The organism is Pseudomonas sp. BF-R-24 (genome assembly GCF_019947335.1).
Lineage (GTDB): Bacteria > Pseudomonadota > Gammaproteobacteria > Pseudomonadales > Pseudomonadaceae > Aquipseudomonas > Aquipseudomonas jessenii.
In genome coordinates this window covers 1-22756 of the sequence record NZ_JAGYGG010000047.1, presented here as the reverse complement: position 1 = coordinate 22756, position 22756 = coordinate 1, and the positions used below count along the sequence as shown (strand labels likewise).

Annotated in this window: 17 protein-coding genes; 4 read left to right on the top strand and 13 right to left on the bottom strand. The window is 60.5% G+C overall.

The features are described 5' to 3' along the window. Nucleotides 1-4: 4 nt before the first annotated feature. A complete protein-coding gene (locus KGA98_RS25405; RefSeq protein WP_015092958.1) occupies nucleotides 5-250 on the bottom strand; it encodes a DUF2789 domain-containing protein in 246 nt (81 codons plus the stop codon). Nucleotides 251-380: 130 nt separating this feature from the next. Then, nucleotides 381-842, bottom strand: a complete 462-nt coding sequence (locus tag KGA98_RS25400) for an aminoacyl-tRNA deacylase (protein ID WP_007975646.1) — start codon at nucleotides 840-842, stop codon at nucleotides 381-383. 199 nt (nucleotides 843-1041) lie between these two features. Here KGA98_RS25400 and KGA98_RS25395 point away from each other — a divergent pair, with 199 nt between their 5' ends. Both KGA98_RS25395 and KGA98_RS25390 read left to right on the top strand, forming a co-directional pair. Then, on the top strand, nucleotides 1042-1575 hold the full coding sequence (locus KGA98_RS25395; protein ID WP_154910771.1) for an NfeD family protein: 534 nt from the start codon (nucleotides 1042-1044) through the stop codon (nucleotides 1573-1575). A gap of 2 nt (nucleotides 1576-1577) precedes the next feature. Then, on the top strand, nucleotides 1578-2336 hold the full coding sequence (locus KGA98_RS25390) for a slipin family protein (protein ID WP_057399130.1): 759 nt from the start codon (nucleotides 1578-1580) through the stop codon (nucleotides 2334-2336). Between the two features lie 10 nt (nucleotides 2337-2346). Here KGA98_RS25390 and KGA98_RS25385 read toward each other — a convergent pair whose 3' ends face one another. From KGA98_RS25385 to KGA98_RS25370, 4 genes are all read right to left on the bottom strand, one after another. After that, nucleotides 2347-3921 carry an efflux transporter outer membrane subunit gene (locus KGA98_RS25385; protein ID WP_223504366.1) on the bottom strand — a complete coding sequence of 525 codons (1575 nt, stop codon included), beginning with the start codon at nucleotides 3919-3921 and terminating at the stop codon, nucleotides 2347-2349. Next, nucleotides 3918-4982: an HlyD family secretion protein gene (locus KGA98_RS25380; RefSeq protein ID WP_223504364.1), complete on the bottom strand. Its 1065-nt coding sequence runs from the start codon at nucleotides 4980-4982 to the stop codon at nucleotides 3918-3920. The genes KGA98_RS25385 and KGA98_RS25380 overlap by 4 nt, the downstream gene beginning before the upstream one ends. A gap of 26 nt (nucleotides 4983-5008) precedes the next feature. Then, complete coding sequence (locus KGA98_RS25375; protein ID WP_223504362.1) at nucleotides 5009-6541, bottom strand: MFS transporter; 1533 nt, start codon at nucleotides 6539-6541, stop codon at nucleotides 5009-5011. A gap of 223 nt (nucleotides 6542-6764) precedes the next feature. Then, on the bottom strand, nucleotides 6765-7685 hold the full coding sequence (locus KGA98_RS25370; RefSeq protein ID WP_223504360.1) for a LysR family transcriptional regulator: 921 nt from the start codon (nucleotides 7683-7685) through the stop codon (nucleotides 6765-6767). 315 nt (nucleotides 7686-8000) lie between these two features. Between KGA98_RS25370 and KGA98_RS25365 the strand changes: the two genes are divergently transcribed. Continuing rightward, nucleotides 8001-8786: an RHS repeat-associated core domain-containing protein gene (locus KGA98_RS25365; protein WP_223504358.1), complete on the top strand. Its 786-nt coding sequence runs from the start codon at nucleotides 8001-8003 to the stop codon at nucleotides 8784-8786. Nucleotides 8787-8900: 114 nt separating this feature from the next. Here the strand turns inward: KGA98_RS25365 and KGA98_RS25360 are convergent, their stop codons facing one another. The 7 genes from KGA98_RS25360 to KGA98_RS25330 form a co-directional block, all read right to left on the bottom strand. Further along, nucleotides 8901-9767, bottom strand: coding sequence for an ABC transporter permease (locus tag KGA98_RS25360; protein WP_223504356.1), 867 nt, complete (start codon nucleotides 9765-9767; stop codon nucleotides 8901-8903). Nucleotides 9768-9788: 21 nt separating this feature from the next. Further along, the gene (locus KGA98_RS25355; protein WP_223504354.1) at nucleotides 9789-10649 is read right to left on the bottom strand and encodes an ABC transporter ATP-binding protein; all 861 of its coding nucleotides are present in this window, start codon (nucleotides 10647-10649) and stop codon (nucleotides 9789-9791) included. 5 nt (nucleotides 10650-10654) lie between these two features. Further along, entirely contained in the window at nucleotides 10655-11680 is a 1026-nt protein-coding gene (locus KGA98_RS25350) for an ABC transporter substrate-binding protein (RefSeq protein WP_223504351.1), read from the bottom strand. A gap of 18 nt (nucleotides 11681-11698) precedes the next feature. Continuing rightward, nucleotides 11699-12586 (bottom strand): TauD/TfdA dioxygenase family protein, encoded by an 888-nt coding sequence (locus tag KGA98_RS25345; protein ID WP_223504349.1) that lies wholly within the window; start codon nucleotides 12584-12586, stop codon nucleotides 11699-11701. A 370-nt stretch (nucleotides 12587-12956) separates the two neighbouring features. Continuing rightward, the gene (locus KGA98_RS25340) at nucleotides 12957-14321 is read right to left on the bottom strand and encodes an HlyD family type I secretion periplasmic adaptor subunit (protein WP_150812095.1); all 1365 of its coding nucleotides are present in this window, start codon (nucleotides 14319-14321) and stop codon (nucleotides 12957-12959) included. After that, a complete protein-coding gene (locus KGA98_RS25335; protein WP_223504346.1) occupies nucleotides 14311-16467 on the bottom strand; it encodes a type I secretion system permease/ATPase in 2157 nt (718 codons plus the stop codon). The genes KGA98_RS25340 and KGA98_RS25335 overlap by 11 nt, the downstream gene beginning before the upstream one ends. A 42-nt stretch (nucleotides 16468-16509) precedes the next feature. Beyond that, nucleotides 16510-17862, bottom strand: a complete 1353-nt coding sequence (locus tag KGA98_RS25330; RefSeq protein ID WP_150812097.1) for a TolC family outer membrane protein — start codon at nucleotides 17860-17862, stop codon at nucleotides 16510-16512. A 360-nt stretch (nucleotides 17863-18222) separates the two neighbouring features. Here KGA98_RS25330 and KGA98_RS25325 point away from each other — a divergent pair. Continuing rightward, the coding region (locus tag KGA98_RS25325; protein WP_223504344.1) for a retention module-containing protein at nucleotides 18223-22756 on the top strand (4534 nt) is incomplete at its 3' end.

The window sequence follows — 22756 nt, the reverse complement described above, 5'->3', positions numbered from 1 at the left end:
CGATTCACACCCCCCGCCCCTTCCTCAACATCACATCCAGTTGATCCACCACCTCGGCCCAATCCGCGTCATCGAGAATCTCCTCCCGCAGAAGTTCCGCCTGGCTCGGGCTCCAGAAAAACGCGTCCGCAAGGTGCAGCTCCGGTTTGAGCGGTGAATGGGTGGCGATGAATTTATCGATGCTTTCGGCGTCGTCCGGCAGGCCGAGTTGTTTGAACAGGGATGGAAGGTTGTGGGTCGGGCTTTCCATGTCGAACTCCTGGGGACCAATTCAAGGACCGCTGCGCGGTCATCGCGAGCAAGCTCGCTCCCACAGGTTAATCGCAGTTCCTGTGGGAGCGGGCTTGCCCGTGATGACGTCAGCATTGACGAAACAAAACTCAATGACTCAATTCCCGCACCTCGGCATGCGGCACCATTTTCAGAAACTCGGGCATGTCCATGCGCACCAGGTTGACGTGGTTTCCAGCCTCCAGATAGATGTCTTTTTGCCGGGTCAGCAGCGGATCGATGACCACCTCCAACCCATAGGACTCACCCAGCGCCGGTACTGCGCCACGCTCGCAATCATCGAACAGGTGCGCGAGGTTGCTTTCGCGGGAAACCTGCCACTCACCGCTGCTGCGGACTTTGCTCAGGTCAAGGTGGCGGCTGGCGGGCAGCACGGCCATCAGGTAATGCCCATGGTGATCGTCGAGGATCACCGATTTGGCCACCCGTTCGGCAGGAATACCTGCGACCCGCGCCGTTTCAAGGCTGCTGGCCGAGTGTGGGTGGCTGACGATGTCATATTCGCATTGAGCCTTTTCCAGGCTTCGCTGCACGGTTCTTGCCATACGCATGATGCACCTCGGTGTCCGCCATGATCGCTTACGGACGATGATTAAAGCTTGGCTTGCGTAGTAAAAGTCTAGGCCCGTCAGCGCGTTCCGGTGGGAAATCCGCTCATCGGCTGCCGACGGTAATTGAGCAAAATTCATACCGGCCGAGGCTCAACTAAACTGTATTCAGAGCCACTCCACGCCTCTCCCGGAGGGTCAAGTGAACATGCGTTGCTGTGCAGTTGCGTTGCTATTGGCGTTGAGCGGATCGGCCTGCGCCACCGACACAGTTGTGTTGCTGGTGCCCAACCCCATCGGGATCTGGCTGATCACCTTCGGCCTAGCGTTCCTGATCGCCGAGGCGGCCCTGCCCAATTACGGCGTGATCGGCCTGGGCGGCATCGTGATGTTCGTGATCGGCGCGGTGATCCTGTCCAATACCGAAGTGCCCGTGCCGTTGATGATCGGCCTGGGACTGGTCAGCGCGCTATTGCTGATCTACCTGGTGATTCACGCCATGAAGACACGACCGCGCGAAATCGTCAGCGGTGATGCCGGGCTGCTCGGCAGCGTGACGGCGGTGACGTCATTGCAGACCGGTAACGCCTATGGCGGCTGGATTCATCTGCAAGGAGAACGATGGCAAGTGCTTAGCGCGACGCCGCTGCAACCCGGGCAGCGGGTGCGGGTGGTGGGGCGCAAGGGTTTGCTGCTGCAAGTGGCCGCGGCTGACGCGGCGCCGGGCGGAGAATAGTCATGGGTTTGCAATTGGGTCTTGTCGCGCTGCTATTGTTGATCATCGCACTGGCAGGGGCGACGTTCCGCATCCTGCGCGAATACGAGCGCGGCGTGGTGTTCCAGCTCGGGCGCTTCTGGCAGGTCAAGGGCCCTGGCCTGATCCTGCTGATTCCGGTGGTCCAGCAAATGGTAAGGGTCGATTTGCGCACCGTGGTGCTGGACGTGCCACCGCAAGACGTGATCACCCGCGACAACGTGTCGGTCAAGGTCAACGCAGTGCTGTATTTCCGTGTGCTCGATCCGCAAAAGGCGATCATCCAGGTCGAAGACTTTCTGATGGCCACCAGCCAATTGGCGCAAACCACGCTGCGGGCGGTGCTGGGTAAACACGAACTGGACGAACTGCTGGCCGAACGCGAACGCTTGAATCTGGACATCCAGCAAGTACTCGACGCCCAGACCGACGCCTGGGGCATCAAGGTCGCCAACGTCGAGATCAAGCACGTGGACCTCAACGAATCGATGATCCGCGCCATCGCCAAGCAGGCCGAAGCCGAACGGGAACGGCGAGCCAAGGTAATCCACGCCGAAGGCGAATTGCAGGCCTCGGAAAAACTCATGCAAGCCGCCGAAATGCTGGGCCGCCAACCGGGGGCCATGCAGCTGCGCTACATGCAGACCCTGAGTTCGATTGCCGGCGACAAGAGCTCGACCATCGTCTTTCCACTGCCGATCGAGTTGCTCAAGGGCATGGCGGACTTGTCGTCGAAACCTTGAACTCAGACGCTTACTCAGTCTGCGCCGCCAACGGATACACCGACTCCCATCCGCCGCCGAGGGCCTTGTACAACCCGACCATCGCCAGCGACACGCCGGTCGAACTCTCGACCCATTGCTCCTGGGTCGCCAGTAGCGCACCTTGCACGGTGAGCACATTGACGAAGTCCACCACCCCTTCGACATATTGCTGTTGCGCTGTTTGCAAGGCGATCTGGTTCTGCCGCACCGCTTCGGCGAGGCTGTCGCGACGCAACTGGCTGGCGTTGTAGGCGGTCAACTGGTCATCGATTTCATGCCAAGCGCGCAGCACGGTTTGCTGGTAGGCGATGGCCGCTTCCTGTTGCTGGGCTTCGCGCAAATTCAGCACGCCGCGCAAGCGCCCGCCGTCGAACAGCGGCAGGCTGAATTGCGGGCCGATGCCGAACGCTCGCGAGCCCCACGAACCAAAATCGCTCAACTGCATGGCTTGCGAACCGACATTGCCCGACAGGGTAATCCGTGGATAGAAATCACCCTTGGCCACGCCAATACTCGCGGTCGCGGCATGCAGGCGCGCTTCGGCCTCGCGGATGTCCGGGCGACGTTCAGCCAGTTGCGAGGGCAAGCCAATGGCGACCTGGCGCGGCGTTTGTGGCACCGGTGCGTCTGTGGATAACTCCGCCGCCAATGCCTGGGGCGGTTCGCCCATCAACAGACTCAAGGCGTTGATCAGTTGCCACTGGCGCTGCTCCAGTGCGGGCAGGCGTGATTCGATGGCCGCCACCTGCGCGGCGGCTTCGGCGACATCCAGATCCGTCGCGACACCGTCGGCCAGGCGCAATTGCGAGAGCTTCAGGCTATGGCGGGCAACGTCGAGGTTCTGTTCGGTGACGAGCCGGGTGTTCTGCACGCCACGCAATTGAATGTAGTCCTGGGCGGTTTCGGCCAGCACCGACAGCAGCACACCGCGTCGGTCGTTCTCGGCGACTTCAAGGTTGGCGTCGGCCGCTTCGGTTTCCCGCCGCACGCGGCCCCAGAGGTCCAGCTCCCAGGACGCGGAAAAGCCGGCATCCCATAGGTTGAATGCGGACTGGCCGTTGTGCCCTGACGGGTCGCTCAGGCCTTCACCACTATTACGTTTTCGGGCGTAACTTCCCGTGGCGGCGGTATTCGGATAGCGGTTGGCGGTGATCACCTGGCGAACGGCACGGCTTTGCTGCAAACGGCTGCTGGCCAGCTTCAGGTCGAGGTTGTCGTTCAGGGCGCGTTGCGTGAGGGCCGAGAGTTTCGGGTCGTTGAACACCTCCCACCAGCGCTCGTTCATCGTTTCGGCGATGGCTTGGCTGGCGGCTGCCTTTGATGGTTTCGACCACTCGGTGATTTGTGTGGGCTGAGGTTTGTGAAAGTCCGGGCCGACGGTGCAGGCGCTGAGGCTCATAGCGAGCAAGGCACTCAAGGTAAGTTGCGACAGTTGGCCCCTTCGCGAGCAAGCCCGCTCCCACAATGGACTTTCTGTGATGCGAAAATCTTGTACTTCGCGCATAACCCTTGTGGGAGCGAGCTTGCTCGCGATAGCGTCCGCACCGTCAACACAGGTTTTCATCGCTGAGTCACCTCACGCGAGACACCACTGCTGGTATCGATACTCGCCTCCACCGACATCCCCACCCGCAAGCGCTCGGCCAGCGACTGTCCCGGCTCCAGCACGATTTTCACCGGTATCCGCTGTACCACCTTGGTGAAGTTGCCGGTGGCGTTGTCCGGTTTGACCGCGGCAAACGTCACCCCGGTGGCCGGTGCAATGCTTTCGACACGACCGTTCAGTGCCGCACCGCCCAGGCTATCGACGCGCACTTGCACAGCCTGCCCCGGCTGCACATCCGTCAGTTGGGTTTCCTGGAAATTGGCCATCACGTACGCCTGCGCCAGCGGCACCACAGCGAGGATTTTGCTGCCCGGTGTGACGTAGGCGCCGACCCGCACTGCGCGCTCGCCGACCATGCCGTCCTGTGGCGCAACGATCCTCGTATAGGACAACTCGTAGCTGGCCATTTCCAGCTTCGCTTGCGCCCGTTTCAGCCCCCCTTCGGCTGCATCGCGCTGGGCCGTGAGGATCTCCACTTGTTTGCGCTCCGCCGCCAGTACCGCCGTGGCATTGGCCAGCCGTGCGGAGGCCTGGTCGATGCGCGTTTGCGCCTGTTGCGCGTTTTGCACCGTGCCAGCGCCCACCCCGGCGAGGTGGTTGTAGCGGTTCAATTCATGCTCGGCAAACGCCATTTCCGCCTTGGCCGAAACCACCGAGGATTGCGCCTGGGCAATCACCGACGCCTGGCGCTCGAGGGTCGCCCGGGCGTTTTGCAGTTGCGCCCTGGCCACCAGCGTTTCGGCATCGGCGGCCTCGGCGGCGGCGCGTAGATCCCGGTCATCGATCAGTGCCAGCAACTGCCCGGCCTTGACCTGCTGGTTGTCCTCGACCAGCACTTGCTTGATAAACCCGGCAACCCGCGGCACGACCAGGGTGAAATCCGCCGAGACATAAGCATCATTGGTGTTCTGTTGGGTACGCTTGCCGAACAGGCCGGGCATCGCCAGGTACAGCAACACGCCGATGGCCAATGCGGCGGCCACGGCAACCGCGACTTTCTGCTTTGCTTGAGTGTTCATAAAAACCTTCTGTTTCAGTGGAGCAATCAGGTCGGTGCGCGCGGTGGATAAATCCGCGTCGGCAGCCAGAAAATCAGCAGGATCAAGATCACGGCGATACCGGCCATGCACAGGTAAAGATCAGAGGAAGTGAGCACCACCGCTTGCTCATGCAGCCGATGAGCGAGGCTTGCGCTGTCGCGCTCGGCCAGCGGTGAGTTGCCGAGACGGTCGACCAGCATGGTCGAGTGGAAATGCAGGCGTGCCGTGGTCAACGCCTCGATCACCCCGGTGGCGATGACCGCCGACAGGCCTTTGACGGTGTTGAACCAGGCCGATGCGAACGGCCCTTCCATCGGGTTGATGCTGCCGGTGGACAGCATCAGCAATGGCAACACCGCCATGGGCTGACCGAAAATCTGCAGCCATTGCAGCACATAGAAATCGTCGCGAATCCACGCGGACGTCAATTGCGAGCCGCCGACGCACGACAGCGCCAGCATGCTCAGGCCAATGCCCAACACCCAGCGGCAATCGACCCAGCGAAAGTTGCACAGCGCCGCCACCAACGGCAGCGCAATCAATTGCGGCAGCGCCGCCAGCAGCATGATCGGCGCGGTCTGCACCGGGCGATAACCCTGGACCTGCGCCAGGTAGCTGGACGGAATAATGATCACCGCCTGCAACACCACCAGCACGCCCGCCAGGGTCAGCAGGGCGAAAGACAGGTTACGGATGCCGAGCATCTGCATCTTGAAAAACGGAATCGGCTGCGACCACTCGCCGGTCAAAAACAGCACCAGCAACAACAGCCCGCCGCCGAGCAATCCGCAGATCAGGTTCGACTCGAACCAATCCAGGCGATTGCCCTGCAGGATGCCGATCACCAGCATGCAGATCGCGGGAAAGCCCAGCAGCACGCCGCGCCAGTTGAAGGACTTGAAGCGCTCCAGGCGCAGGGGGTCCTGGGGTAAGCCATACGCCACTGCGGCCATGGCAATCAGGCAAGGCGCGATGATTTGCCAGAAGGTCCATTGCCAGCCGACATACTCGGTCCACAACCCCGCCAACGGCGTGCCCAGACCCGGGCCGAACGTCGCCGTCAGGGCATAACCGGCCAGGCCATACAACTTCACATTGGCCGGCAGAAAGCGCAGGGCCACGGTCATCAGCATGGGCGGCAATGCACCGCCCGCCAGGCCTTGCAAGGTGCGTAGCAACAACAGACTTTCGTAATTCGGGGCGAAGGGGCACAACACGCCCAGCAGGGTGAACAGGCTGATGGCACACAGAGTGAAACGCCGCAACGAGAACGTCACCGCACACCACGGCGCGAACGCCATGGCCGCCACTGACGTCGCGGTATAACAGGCGACCAGCCAGGTGCCTTCGTCGTAGCCGATGGCCAACGCACCACGGATATCGGCCAGGGCGACTTTGGTCACCATCTCGTTCAGGCCCGACATCAGCACCACCACCAATACGCCAACCAGGCCGATAATGATCCGCGGGCCGAAGACAGGTGGAGCGGCTGCCGTGCTGGCCGCAGCAACAGGTGCCGTGACCGTAAGGGAAGTCATGTACTGCAAGCTCCGGCGTGGAAAGACCGAAGCATTCTAGGAAGCGTGATGCCTGACGAAAATCAACTTATCGGCAGGTTATAAGTGCGCTAGACGCAACAATGCAAAGCCCTTGTGGGAGCGGGCTTGCTCGCGAAGGCGTTGGGTCAGTCGGTATCAATGTTGAATGACAAATCGCATTCGCGAGCAAGCCCGCTCCCACAGGGGGAAATTGCGCTCGACCTCAGTCCGGCTGCGCAGCCAGCCACGTCTCATCGCAACACGCCTTGAGCGTTTCCCGCAGCCAGCGGTGAGCCGGATCCTTGTCGAATCGCGGATGCCAGGCCTGTGTCAGCATTAAGGTCGGCAACGGAATCGGCAGGTCGAACGAGCGCAGCTTCAGTCCGAGTCGCCGCACACTCAGCAAGGCTTCCTTGGGCACCGGCAGAATCAGGTCGGAATCGGGCAAGGCAAACATCGCCGCATGAAAGCTTGGCGCGATCACCGCCACCCGCCGCTCCAGCCCCAGGGCATTGAGCGCGGTATCGATCGGACCTCGGGCAATGCCGCGCCGGGACATGCTGATATGCGAGAACCCCGCGTAACGCTCCGCCGTGATCTCTTCGTCGAACAGCGGATGATCCTCGCGCACCAGGCCGACAAAGTGGGTGGAAAACAGATTCTGAATCTTCACTTCCGGGGTCAACGGCCGGGTGTTGCTGACGCTCAGATCGATCCGCCCTTCGCGCAACGCCTCATCATCGCCATCGCCTTCCGGGACGAAACGCAACTCACAGTGCGGTGCCTGCCGGTCAAGGGTGTCGAACAGCTTGCCGCCGTAGACGCCGACAAAAAAGTCGTTGGCCCGAATACTGAAACGCCGCCGCAGCGAACTCAGTTCCACCGCATCGGCCGAACGAAACAGCAAACCGGCCTGTTCCACCACGCTGCGAACCTGTTCGCGCAACTCCAGTGCCTTGGGGGTCGGTACCAGGCCACGGCCGGCGCGCACCAGGATCGGATCGCCAATGGCCTCGCGAATGCGCGTCAACGTCCGGCTCATGGCCGCCGGGCTGAGGTTCATCCGCCGCGCGGCGCCCACCACGCTGCCCTCGTCGAGCAAGGCATCGAGGGCGACCAACAGGTTCATGTCTGGGAGTTGCATAGTGAGCACTCGTGTTTGATCTGGACTGATTCAAACGCAATGCTAGCAAACAAACTGCCGAATCATGTGTTGGCAGCACCGACCTCTTCGCGAGCAGGCTCGCTCCCACAGGGGATCCAAGGTGGTCGCAAAATTTGTGTACGACAAAGGCCCTATGCAGGAGCGAGCCTGCTCGCGAAAGCGGTGGAACCGTCACCACATCCATTCGCGGTAGACCATAGAAACAACTCACACCACTATCAGTTCTGATAGTTCGCAAACCTGGCTCAAGCGAGTAAAACTCAAAGCCTGCCCCGCTTCCGCGAAGATCCCGGCATGAGCCAACCTGCTGATCAAGACAACCGCAGCCGGCCACGCGTAGTACTGCTGGCAACCGACCGCAGCCAATCCATCATTGGCGAAATCGTCGATGGCCAGTCCCACACCATCGCCTACTCCGCCTACGGTGAGCAGTCCGCGCAGCAGAATGTCGAGACACGACTGGGGTTCAATGGTCAATTGCGTGAGGCGGATATCGGTTGGTATTTGCTGGGCAACGGCTACCGCGCCTACAACCCGCGGTTGATGCGTTTTCATAGCCCGGACAGTTTGAGTCCATTTGGTAAGGGTGGACTGAATGCATATATGTATTGCGGCGGGGAACCGGTGATGAATTCGGACCCTACGGGGCACATACGCATTAAACTCCCTCTACCAGTTCGCTCTCTTCCGCAAAGAGCTAGTGTGATTGTAGAAAACCCAAACTCCTCCAAGCTCATCCCAAAAGCAGCCGCTGAAATCAGCTCGGTAAAGCCAAATACAAAAAACCCGGTCGCTGCACCTGTAGCCGCACTGGACCAACCCTCCTCAATCATAAACAACACCAATGCCAACGCGGTCGCACCAAGCATTTCCCCTTCTTCACTAACGGTTAATGCCCCGCATACACAATCATCAGAGCTGCAGGGCATGCCTAAGTTGAAAACAATGATCGACATCTATCAACAGCCACTAATACGCGGAAAACGGAAAATGCCGGAGCTTTCCATTAGCGCTACAGAAGAGGAAATTAAAAAAATACCTCGATTGAACCCTGTCGTTCACCTGATTCGCCTTACTTAGAGCACTCTCTCGATCAGGTGAACACCTGTGATCTAACGATCGCACTTAGCAGGGAGGTCAGTTTCTTATTGGAGATAGCCATTCATAAGAAATGAATAAGATGTTGACACCCCCTCACCGCACCATCCCCCACCGCCTTACCGTCACCCGCTCCAACGAATCAAACACCAGATTCTCCACCAGCAATCCAATCAGGATCACCACCGCCAACCCGGCAAATACCTTGTCCGTGTACAACTCATTGCGATTCTGAAAGATGTACCACCCCAACCCACCTTTGCCGCTTGTCGCACCAAACACCAACTCGGCAGCAATCAAGGTCCGCCAGGCAAACGCCCAGCCGATTTTCAGCCCGGCGAGGATTGACGGCAGTGCCGCCGGAATCAGGATGAACAGCACGAAGCGCATGCCCTTGAGGCCGTAGTTGCGCCCAGCCATGCGCAGGGTTTCCGAGACGCCGAGGAAGCCAGCGTAGGTGTTCAGCGCCAACGCCCAGAGCACCGAATGCACCAGCACGAAAATCAGGCTGTTCTGGCCTAATCCAAACCAGAGCAGCGCCAACGGCAGCAGGGCTATGGCCGGCAAGGGATTGAACATCGAGGTCAGGGTACTGAGCAGATCACGACCGAATTGCGTCGACACCGCCAGCGTGGTCAGGGCAAACGCCAGGACGATGCCGATCAGGTAGCCCTTGAGCAACACCACCAAAGAAATCCACACCTTGCCCAGCAACTCGCCGCTGAGCAGGCCGTCGTAAAGCGCGTGAGCGGTTTGCACAAAACTCGGCAGCAGCAGGTCGTTGTTTTGATACCTGGCAACAGCTTCCCAAAGCACCGCGAGCAAAATCAGGATCAGGCTTTTGCGCAGCCAACCTTGCTGCCATAGACGTTGGCCGAGGGGTAACTCCCGTTCCAGCGGCACGCTGGTCAGTGGCTGCAAAACCGTTTCGAACTCTTCACGCGGGGATGATAAATGGCTCATCGGGCCCTCCTTTCAACTGGCTCAATAAGCGATGCGGATGTCGGCGAAATCCAACTCATGCTCAGCGTTCGCCGCATCACCTTCATCGAACAACAGCCGATGAATACGTCGCGCCGATTCCTGAAACGCCACACCGCCGAGGCTGTGCAAATCGTATTGGTGGCTGTGGACTTCCGCCCTCACCCGTCCTGGATGGGGTGACAGCAACAGAATGCGATTGCCCACCACCAGTGCCTCTTCGATAGAGTGCGTGACGAACAGCAGCGTGAAACGCACTTCTTCCCAGAGCAGCAGCAATTCTTCCTGCATCTTGCGCCGGGTCAGGGCATCGAGCGCAGCAAAGGGTTCGTCCATCAACAGGATTTTCGGCTGCATCGCCAGCGCCCGAGCGATGGCGACCCGTGCCTTCATCCCGCCTGACAAGGTGTGCGGATAAGCATCGGCAAACGCCGCCAGGCCGACCTTTTCCAGATAGTGCAGCGCTCGCTCTTCGGCTTCTTTTTTCTTCAGGGTTCGGGAAGCCAGCAGTGGAAACATCACGTTCTGTTTGACGGTTTTCCACGGCGGCAGTTGATCGAACTCCTGAAACACCACGATCCGGTCCGGTCCCGGCGCATCGACGCGCTGGCCTTGCAGACGGATCTCGCCTTCCACTGGCCGGATGAAGCCGGCGGCGGCTTTGAGCAACGTCGACTTGCCGCATCCGGACGGGCCGAGCAGGACAAAGCGGTCTGCCGGATCGATCTCGAAACTGACTTGATGGGTCGCCCGCACCACGCGCTGCGGTGTGCGGTATTCGAGGCTGACGTTATCGACCGACAGCAGCGCCTGGGCTGCCGCGATCGGTTTGCTGACCGTGTGGTCTTGCAAAGGAGCGTTCATTTCGGTCAGCTCCCTTGCAGTGGTTTGGCGTCCTGGAAGAAGTAATCCTTCCACGAATCCGGTTTGTTTTTGATCGCGCCAACGCGGTACAGGAACTCGGCCAACGGGTAGGTATTTTTCGGCGTGACGCTGAACTCGAACTGCGGGTTGTCGATGATTTTCAGCAACGCCGCACGATCGATTTTGGCCTTGGTAACGCGGATGTAAGTGTCCGCCGCTGCGCCTTTGTCGTTCTGGGCAAACGTGGCCGCTTCGGTCAGCGCGTCAATGAATGCCTTGTAGGTTTTCGGGTTCTCATTGCGGAATTTCTCGGTAGCGAACAACACCGTCGGCGAATTCGGCCCGAGCAGGTCATAGGTGTTCAGCACCACGTGCACGTTGGGATTGGCCAGTTCCTGATCCTGGAACGGCGGGTTGGAGAAGTGCCCGCTCAGCTCGGTGCCGCCAGCCACCAGCGCCGCTGTCGCATCGGGATGCGGAACCGCGATGGTGTACTTGTCGAGGCGATTGAACTCTTTGTCGCCCCACTGTTTAGCCGCCGCGTATTGCAGGAAGCGCGACTGCACCGACACGCCCACCGCCGGCACTGCGATTCGGTCTTTCTCGGTGAAGTCGGCAATGGTTTTGACCTTGGGATTATTGCTCACCAGGTAGTACGGGAAGTTGCCCAGGGAAGCCACGGCCTTCACGTTCTGCTTGCCGTGGGTGCGATCCCAGATGGTCAGCAGCGGGCCGACACCAGCGCCGGCAATGTCGATCGAGCCCGACAGCAACGCGTCGTTGACCGCTGCACCGCCGGAGAGCTGGGTCCAGTCGACCTTGATGTCGATGCCTTCCTGCTTGCCGTACTTCTCGATCAGGTTCTGATCGCGCACCACGTTCAGCAGCAAGTAAACGATGCCGAACTGTTCGGCAATGCGGATTTCACCTTCGGCGTGGGCCACGGTCGGCGCCACCAGGCTGCCGGCGATCAGGCTGAAACCCAGACCGATGGCCGCGGTCAGCGGTGCGAATGGAAGACGTTTGGACATGATCAGATCTCCGATAAATCAGAAAGGCGCGTCGCCCTGGATGGTGGTGCGATACAGCTTGCGGCGCAGATGGCTGGGGCATCCGGCGGCGAGGTGGATCAGCGAACGGTTGTCCCAGAACACCAAGTCATGGGGCTGCCATTGATGGCGGTAGATGTTTTGCGGCAGCGCGCTGTGGGCGTAGAGCTCGGTCAGCAGTTGCTGGCTCTCGTCTTCCGGCAGGCCAACGATGCGGGTGGTGAACCCCTCGCTGACGAACAACGCCTTGCGACCGTTTTCCGGGTGGGTACGCACGACCGGGTGGACGACTTCGGCGACCTGGGCGAGTTGCTCCGGGGTCAGGGTCGGGCGCCAGTTGCCTTCGAATTTTGTTTCGCTGTAGCGCGCGGTGTATGAGTGCGCGGCCGAGCGACCTTCAACGGCGTTGCGCAATGCAAGCGGCAGGTTGTCCCAGGCTTTGTGCATGTCGGCGAACAATGTGTCACCGCCTTCTGACGGCAGTTCCTGGGCATGCAGCATCGAGCCCAGGCTCGGCAGTTCTTTGTAGGAGAGATCGGAATGCCAGAACTTGCCGGCGTCACCCAGGCCGATGTTCTGGCCGTTTTCGACGATGTTGGAGACGATCAGGATTTCCGGATGCCCTGTCAGCAGGAACTGCTTGAGCACATGGATCTGCAACACGCCAAAACGACGGCTGAAATCGATCTGTTGCTCAGGGGTTATGCGCTGGTCGCGGAACACCACCACGTGATGATCCAGGTGCGCGCGGTGAATACGGGCGAAGTCCTGATCATTGATCGGGCGGGACAGGTCGAGACCAATAATCTCGGCACCCACCGCTCCACTGAACGGACGGACTTCAAAGAATTGTGGCGCGATGCTTGGCGAAGCTGAAGCTGCAGACATAAATCACTCCCACGCACGGCACGCTCAAAGGCGCGCGCGTCGATCAGAAACTCACGGAGGTCCCGTGTTGGTTCGTGTCGTGCGGCGCGCCGATTGGTCGACAGGTACGCAGGAGATTGACTTTATAGATATAAGAATTGAAATTTAAATACCGTTAACGAATAACGATATGGCGATTGCGAAGGGAATGGAGGAATCGCGGGGTGACGTTATTTGTCACTTTCTGACAGGATTTTGGTGTTTTGGCGGACGCTATCGCGAGCAAGCTCGCTCCCACAGGGGTCAGTGGAAACACAAAAATTGCGTTTCAATACAGATCCATTGTGGGAGCGAGCTTGCTCGCGATGGGGCCAGTGGCCCCGAAGGTGGATTACCGCTCGTGCAGCGCCTCGGCCCGCGCACGGATGATCGGCTTGAGCAGGTAGCTCAGCACGGTCTTCTTGCCAGTGATGATATCCACGGAAGCCACCATCCCCGGAATGATCAGCAACGGCTTTTCATCGGTGCCCAGGTGGCTGCGGTCGGTGCGCAGCTTGATGAGGTAGTAGGTGGTCTTCTTGTCTTCATCGGTGATGGTATCGGCACCGATCTGCTCCAGTTTGGCCTTCATCCCGCCGTAGATGGTGTAGTCATAGGCGGTAAATTTCACCGTCGCTTCCTGCCCCGGGTGCAGGAACGCGATGTCCTGCGGGCGGATCTTCGCCTCGACCAGCAAGGTGTCGTCCAGCGGTACGATTTCCACCAGGTCGCTGCCCGGCTGGATAACCCCGCCGATGGTATTGACCAGCAACTTGTTGACGATGCCCCGCACTGGCGAAGTGACCAGCGTCCGGCTGACCCGGTCTTCCAGGGCCTTGCCGGTGGCCTGGGCCTTGTTCAGGTCGGTGCGTGCTTCATTGAGTTGGGTCAGGGCTTCGCTACGGAACTTGCCACGGGTTTCATCGACCTTGCGCTGCACTTCCTTGATTGCCGATTCGGCTCGTGGAATTGCCAGCGTGGTGGCGTCGAGCTGACCACGGGTCTCCGCTTCGGCACGCCTGAGGCGCAGGACTTCCACCGGTGATACCGCGCCTTGGGCCACCAACGGCTCGGACATGCTGATTTCCTGACGCTGGAAGCCCAATTGCTGGCGATACTGCGCCTGTTTGGAGGTGAATTCGCGCAGCTCTTGCTGGCGCTGGATCAGCTGCTCCTGCAAGCCACCAATCTCATCGTGCAACTGTTGGCGACGACTGATATAGAGCGACTCTTCACTCTTGGCCTGACCCGGCACGGCCTTGAGCACATCCTCGGGGAAGTTCAGCGGACGCTCTTCGACCTCGGCGCTCAGGCGCTCGACCCGCAGCAGCATCGACAACCGATCGGCCTCGGTTTCACCGACATTCGAAGCAAATCGCGTGTCGTCCAGGCGAATCAGCGGTGCGCCGGCTTCGACAATCTGACCTTCCTTGACGAACAGCTCGGCAACAATACCGCCTTCAAGGTTCTGGATCTTCTGGATCTTCGACGATGGAATCGCCTTGCCGTCGCCCTTGGTCACCTCGTCGATCACCGCGAAGTTGGCCCAGAGCATCAGGAACACAAAGAACGCGATGATCGCCCAGATCGTCAGCCGCACCACGCGGGGCGCATCCTCGATCAGCGCCTTGTTGACCTCCGGCAGCGGCTGCCCCTGAAGTGAAGCAGAGCCTTTGAAGTAGCGAAGGATCGAACCCTTACCCGACTTAAGCAACACTGATCTGCCCCTTCTTCAACGCTTCCATCACTGCGGCTTTCGGGCCGTCGGCGAGTATCTGCCCGCGGTCGACCACGATCAGGCGATCCACCAGCGACAATAGCGATGCCCGGTGCGTTACCAGCACCATGGTCTTGTTTTCGATCACCGCTGCCAGGCGCTGCTTGAGGCGCTCTTCACCGGTGTTGTCCATGGCGCTGGTCGGCTCGTCGAGCAGCAGGATCGGCGGGTTGAGCAACAATGCACGGGCCAGGGCGACGTTTTGCCGCTGACCGCCGGAGAGGTTCTGCCCGCGCTCGCCGACTTGCAGCTCATAACCCTGCGGATGCAGGCGCGCATACTCGTGGACGCCGGCCAGTTCTGCGGCTTGCAGCACCAGTTCGTCCTCGACATACCGCGCGCCGGAAACCAGGTTGTCGCGCAAAGTGCCGGCGAGCAACTGAATGTCCTGGGGCACGTAGCCGATGTTGTAGCGCAGCTCGCTGACGTCGATCTGGCGGATATCCACACCATCGACCAACAACGCGCCGTCATCCGGCTGGTACAGCCCCACCAGCAACTTCGCCAGCGAGCTCTTGCCCGAGCCGCTTCGGCCAATGATGCCGACCTTCTCGCCGGGACTGATCGACAGATTGATGTTCTTCAGCGCCAGGTTCTGCTGTTGCGGGTAGGTGAAGTTGAGCTGGCGGCACTCAATGCCGCCCTGCAGCACCTTGCGGCTGAGCGGACGCTCTTCGAAATTGCGCTCCTGGGGCAGCTCCATCATCTGGTCGACCGAGGTCATGGTCACCCGCGCCTGCTGATAACGAGTCAGCAGCCCGGACAGTGACGCCAGCGGGCTGAGCGCACGACCACTGAGCATGTAGCAGGCAATCAGGCCGCCCATGCTCAGGTGACCGTCGATGATCTGGTACACGCCGAAGACGATCATGATCACTCCGGCCAGTTGCTGGATCAGCAAGGTGATATTCATCGCCAGGCCGGAGAGCATTTTCACCCGCAACTCAAGGCGGCTGAGGGTGCCGATGGTCTGCTCCCACTGATACTGGCGTTCGCTTTCGGCGTTGTTGACCTTCACCGCATCCAGGCCGGCCAGGGTCTCGATCAGGCTCGACTGACGCTCGGCCCCCAGCGCCATGGTCCGTTCCATGGTCGCCACCAGGGGTTTCTGCAAGGCATAGCCAATGGCCAGGGCGATCGGGAATGCCAGCACCGGTATCCAAACCAGATGCCCGCCAAGGATCGCGATGACGATAAAGATCAGAATCGTGAACGGCAGGTCAATCAGGCTGGTCAGTGTCAGCGAGGCGAGGAAGTCCCGCAGGCTCTGGAACTCATGGATGTTCTGGGCAAAGCTGCCGACCCGCGCCGGCCGGTATTTCATGGCCATGCCAACGATGCGCTCGAACAGCGTGGCCGAGATAATCAGGTCGGTTTTCTTGCCGGCCAGATCCAGGCACAGGCTACGCAGGCTTTTCAGGATCAGGTCGAACAGGTAGGCGCCCGAGATGCCGAATGCCAGTACCCAGAGCGTCGCTTCGGCCTGGTTCGGCACGACACGATCGTAGACGTTCATCACGAACAACGGCGCGGCCATGGCAATGATGTTGATCAGAAAACTGGCGGCGATGGCGTCGGCGTACAACCAGCGCGAACGCTTGAGGGTATCGCGGAACCACGAGCGCGCACGCGGAATCAGCGTGCCGTGATTGACGTCGAACTTGTGCTGCGGCTGGGCGAAAAAGACTTTGCCGATGTAGTCATCGGCCAGCAGGTCACGGCTGACCAGGGACTCACCGCCGTCGCTTTCGCTGAGTAGCACCCGTACCTGATCTTCGCCTTGCCAGCCGAGCAGGACGGCACTTCGACCGTCCCTGAGCAACAACAATGCTGGCATCGCGATCGCCGGAATATCTTCCAGCTTGCGTTGCAGCACCCGGCCTTGCAGCCCCGCGCGAGCTGCCGCGCGAGGTAGCAAGTCGACACTCAAGCGTTGCTCGGGCAGTGGCAGGCCGGTGGTGAGCATTGCCGCGCTGGCAGGCTTCTGGTGCAGCATGCAAAGAGCGAGCAGACCATCCAGTAGCGGATCGTCATGCAACGCGCGCGGATCATGAATGAGTTGAACCCGACTGACTTCTGATTCCACGCTCGGCACTCTTGGCTAACAATTGAACAATGAAGGTCCTGCTCAATTCATACCGGGCAATTGGACCTTGGGCTTCACGTCGTTCTGCACAACGGATGCCAATGGTGCGACCACTCCCTGGCTCTTGAGCAACTCGCCCATGGTCGCCTTGATTCGGTATTGAGTAAATAACTGAATGTTCTTGATCTCCACCAGACGGCGCGAAGAGGTGAACAGCTCGTTCTCGCTGTCGAGCAAATCCAGCAAGGTGCGCTCGCCAAGGCTGAACTGACGCTGGTAAGCGGTACGCACGGCGGTGCTGTGGTCGACGTATTGCTGGGCGATCGGCACTTGCGCGTTGGCGTTGTTCAGGGCGTTCCAGGCCAGGCCCAGCTCTTCATTCAATTGGCGCAGGGCGTTATTACGGATATCCAGCGCCTGGTTCGACAGGTAGGACTTGGATTCCAGATCGGCCTTGTTGCTGCCGCCGGCATACAGATTGAAGCGCATGCGCAGCATGGCTTGCCATTCATTGTTGTGGCCGTTCTGACCATCAATGTCGTTGTCCGCGGTGCGACCCAACTCAGCATCGAAGCGCGGATAGAACGTCGACTTGGCCGTGTCGTATTGCTTCTCGGCAGCGGCGATATCGGATTCGGCCGAGCGCAGGATCGGGCTGTTTTCCAGCATCTGCGCACGGGCTTCATTCAGGTTGGCCGGCATCAGCGCCAGGAAACTCGCCGGGCGTTCCAGTTGATCGGGCATCTGGCCAACAGCGGAGAGGTAGTTGGTTTCGGCGTCAGCCAGGTTGGTCTGCTCGGTGATCAGGTTGTTGCGCGCCTGGGCCATCCGCGCCTCAGCCTGATCAAGGTCGGCGCCACTGCCGACGCCACGCTGGGTGCGCAGTTGGATCTGGTCGTAAATGCGCTGGTGGCTCTTGAGGTTGTCCTCGGCCAGACGTACGAATTCGCGGCGGGTCAGCACGTCGAGATAGACCTGGGCCACGGTCAGCCCGGTACGCTCGGAAGTACTCAGCAGCGAGTAGGCGCGGGAGTTGACAGTGGCTTGTTGACGCCCTACTTCGCTGGACGTCGCAAAACCGTCAAAAACCATTTGGGTCAGACGTAAACTTGACTCACTGCGATTCAGGGTTTCCCAGTGATTGTTGCTGCCGTCCGTTCGTGTGGTCACGCTGTCGGTGCCCTCACGACCATAACCGCCCAGCAGGTCGACCCGTGGCAGGTATCCACCTTTCGCAGCCTTCAACTGATAATCCGCAGCCAATCGACTGTTGACGCCTGCCTGGACCTCCGGATGGACATCCAGCGCTTGTTGCATGGCGTTTGGCAAGGACTGTGCCTGGACGAAAGACGCGGCGAGGGCGAAAGGTACAGCCATGAACAAAGGCGAACGCATTGTAGGAATTTCCCAGGACTTCTTGTCTTGAATCACAGCAAAAGAACGCGCTGCGTCGGAAGATGGCAAGCGGAATGACCGTATGTCGGAAAGTTCAAAAAACGGAACTGGATCACATACCGAGGACGAGTCACAGCTCAAATATCAATGTGACATTACTGGGACGATTGTTTAGGATGACCCCAAGAAGGTCAATAGTTTGGCATAAAGTTAATAGCGAAAAAATATAGCCAAAATATTGACGAATTTACGCGTCAAACTTGTGCATCTATTTTGCAATGTACGTCCAGACTGGTCGGCGCCGACAGACGCCATCAGGTCCATGGAAGTCAACTGAACGGACACCCCGGAGAGTCTTCAATGAGCAGTGTTGTTGCCATCGTCAAAAGCATTGTCGGTCAAGTTTTCGTGGTGTCTCCAGAGGGCATCCGCCGAGTTCTCGTTGAAGGCGACAAGTTGTTCGCCGGTGACCAGATCGACACCGGCCTTTCCGGTGCCGTATCCCTGGAGCTGGCCGATGGCCGCACCCTCGATCTGGGCCGTGACACTCAGTGGAGCGCCGACGCTCCAGACTCCAGCACTGACCTGGCAGCCGCCACCGCGCAAGCCGCGCCTTCGGTAGAAGAGCTGCAACAGGCCATTGCTGCCGGTGCCGACCCGACAAAAGACCTTGAAGCCACCGCTGCCGGCCCGGCTGTCGCAAGTTCTGGCGGTGCCGCCGGTGGTGGTCACAGCTCCGTGATGATCGACGCCACCGCTGGCCGCGTCGATCCGATCATCGGCTTCCCAACCAATGGTCCTGATTCCACTGCTACCCCCACTACGCTCGATACCGGCAACCAGACCACCACAACCATCAGGTCCGTCAACGCTCCGAGCGTAATGACCGCTGATACTGGCACTCTGGCCGAAGACAGCGTCGCAACGGGTAATGTACTGACCAACGATAGCGATGCCGAGACGCCGCTCAGCGTCACCGGCTTCACCATCGCTGGCGTGACCGGCAGTTTCACCGCAGGCCAGACAGCGACCATCGTCGGTGTCGGTACGTTGACCATCGGTGCCAATGGCGACTACACCTTTACTCCGGACGCCAACTACAACGGTGCTGTACCGCAAGTTACGTACACCACCAACACCGGCTCCAGCAGCACACTGGGTCTCACCGTGACGGCGGTCGATGACCCGAGCGTTTTGACTGCCGACACCCAAGTCACTGCTGAAGACACCGCAGCGATCGGCAACGTGCTGAGCAACGACAGCGACATCGACAACGTTCTGAGCGTGGTTACTTTCACCATTGACGGCGTCAACGGCACCTTCACCGCCGGCCAGACGGCGACCATCGCCAACGTCGGCAGCCTGGTCATCGGCGCCAACGGCGCCTACACCTTCACCCCGGCCGCCAACTACAACGGCAGCGTGCCGACGGTCAGCTACACCGTCACCGACGGCTCGGGCAGCAACGTCACCTCGACCCTGACCATCAACGTCACGCCGGTCGATGACAGCTTCACCGACATCAGCGAAAGCGTGACCACCAACGAAGACACCGCCGTCACCGGCAGCGTCCTCAGTGGCACCTCGAGCGTCGATGGGCCAGTCAGCGTGGTTAACTTCACCATTGGCGAAACCACCTACGCCGCTGGCAGCACGGCGACCATCGCCAACGTCGGCACCCTGGTGATCGGCGCCAACGGCACCTACACCTTCACCCCGGACGCCAATTACAACGGCAGCGTGCCGACGGTCAGCTACACCGTCACCGACGGCTCGGGCAGCAATGTCACCTCGACCCTGACCATCAACGTCACCCCGGTCGACGACAACTTTACCGACGCCAACGAAACCGTCTCGACCCTGGAAGACACCGCCTTGACCGGCAGTGTCCTCACCGGCACGAGCAGCGTCGACGGCCCGGTCAGCGTGGTCAACTTCACCATCGGCGAAACCACCTACGCCGCTGGCAGCACGGCGACCATCGCCAACGTCGGCACCCTGGTGATCGGCGCCAACGGCACTTACACCTTCACCCCGGCCGCCAACTACAACGGCAGCGTGCCGACCGTGAGCTACACCGTCACCGACGGTTCCGGCAGCAATGTCACTTCGACCCTGACCATCGACGTCACCCCGGTCGACGACAACTTTACCGACGCCAACGAAACCGTCTCGACCCTGGAAGACACCGCCTTGACCGGCAGCGTCCTCAGTGGCACCTCGAGCGTTGACGGCCCGGTCAGCGTGGTCAACTTCACCATCGACGGTGTTGCTGGCACTTTCACCGCTGGCCAGACCGCGACCATTGCCAACGTCGGCACCCTGGTGATCGCGGCGAACGGCGCTTATACCTTCACCCCGGCCGCCAATTACAACGGCAGCGTGCCGACGGTGAGCTACACCGTCACCGACGGCTCCGGCAGCAATGTCACCTCGACCCTGAACATCAACGTCACCCCGGTCGATGACAGCTTCACCGACCTCAGCGAAAGCGTGAGCACCGCTGAAGACACCGCCGTCACCGGCAGCGTCCTCAGTGGCACTTCGAGCGTCGACGGCCCGGTCAGCGTGGTTAATTTCACCATTGGTGAAACCACCTACGCCGCCGGCAGCACGGCGACCATCGCTAACGTCGGCACCCTGGTCATCGGCGCCAACGGCGCCTACACCTTCACCCCGGCCGCCAACTACAACGGCAGCGTGCCGACGGTCAGCTACACCGTCACCGACGGCTCGGGCAGCAACGTCACCTCGACCCTGAACATCAACGTCACCCCGGTCGATGACAGCTTCACCGACCTCAGCGAAAGCGTGAGCACCGCTGAAGACACCGCCGTCACCGGCAGTGTGTTGACCGGCACCTCGAGCGTCGATGGTCCGGTCAGCGTGGTTAACTTCACCATTGGTGAAACCACCTACGCCGCTGGCAGCACGGCCACCATCGCCAACGTCGGCAGCCTGGCGATCGGCGCCAACGGGACTTACACCTTCACGCCAGCCGCCAACTACAACGGCACGGTGCCGACGGTGAGCTACACCGTCACCGACGGCTCGGGCAGCAACGTCACCTCGACCCTGACCATCGACGTCACCCCGGCCGATGACAGCTTCACCGACCTCAGCGAAAGCGTGACCACCGCTGAAGACACCGCCTTGACCGGCAGTGTGTTGACCGGTACCTCGAGCGTCGATGGCCCGGTCAGCGTGGTCAATTTCACCATCGGTGAAACCACCTACGCCGCTGGCAGCACGGCCACCATCGCCAACGTCGGTACCCTGGTCATCGGCGCCAACGGGACTTACACCTTCACCCCGGACGCCAACTACAACGGCAGCGTGCCGACCGTGAGCTACACCGTCACCGACGGCTCCGGCAGCAACGTCACCTCGACCCTGACCATCAGCGTCACCCCGGTCGATGACAACTTTACCGACGCCAACGAAACCGTCTCGACCCTGGAAGACACCGCCGTCACCGGCAGTGTCCTCACCGGCACGAGCAGCGTCGACGGCCCGGTCAGCGTGGTCAATTTCACCATTGGTGAAACCACCTACGCCGCTGGCAGCACGGCCACCATCGCTAACGTCGGCACCCTGGTGATCGGCGCCAACGGCGCTTACACCTTTACCCCGGCCGCCAATTACAACGGCAACGTGCCAACGGTGAGCTACACCGTCACCGACGGTTCCGGCAGCAATGTCACTTCGACCCTGACCATCGACGTCACCCCGGTCGACGACAGCTTCAGCGACCTCAGCGAAAGCGTGACCACCGCCGAAGACACCGCCGTCACCGGCAGCGTCCTCACCGGTACCTCGAGCGTCGACGGGCCAGTCAGCGTGGTTAACTTCACCATCGACGGTGTTAGTGGCACTTTCACCGCTGGCCAGACGGCGACCATTGCCAACGTCGGCAGCCTGGTGATCGCGGCAAACGGCGCCTACACCTTCACCCCGGCCGCCAACTACAACGGCAACGTGCCGACGGTGAGCTACACCGTCACCGACGGCTCGGGCAGCAACGCCACCTCGACCCTGAACATCGACGTCACCCCGGTCGATGACAACTTCACCGACCTCAGCGAAAGCGTGACCACCGCCGAAGACACCGCCGTCACCGGCAGCGTCCTCAGTGGCACCTCGAGCGTCGATGGGCCAGTCAGCGTGGTTAACTTCACCATCGACGGTGTTGCTGGCACTTTTACCGCCGGCCAGACGGCGACCATCGCCAACGTCGGCAGCCTGGTGATCGGCGCCAACGGCGCTTACACCTTCACCCCGGCCGAAAATTACAACGGCAGCGTGCCGACCGTGAGCTACACCGTCACCGACGGCTCGGGCAGCAACGTCACCTCGACCCTGACCATCAGCGTCACCCCGGTCGACGACAGCTTCACCGACATCAGCGAAAATGTGAGCACCAACGAAGACACCGCCGTCACCGGCAGCGTCCTCAGTGGCACCTCGAGCGTCGATGGGCCAGTCAGCGTGGTTAACTTCACCATTGGCGAAACCACCTACGCCGCTGGCAGCACGGCAACCATCGCCAACGTCGGCACCCTGGTGATCGGCGCCAACGGCACCTACACCTTCACCCCGGACGCCAATTACAACGGCAGCGTGCCGACGGTCAGCTACACCGTCACCGACGGCTCGGGCAGCAATGTCACCTCGACCCTGACCATCAACGTCACCTCGGTCGACGACAACTTTACCGACGCCAGCGAAACCGTCTCGACCCTGGAAGACACCGCCGTGACCGGCAGCGTCCTCACCGGCACGAGCAGCGTCGACGGCCCGGTCAGCGTGGTCAATTTCACCATTGGTGAAACCACCTACGCCGCTGGCAGCACGGCGACCATCGCTAACGTCGGCACCCTGGTGATCGGCGCCA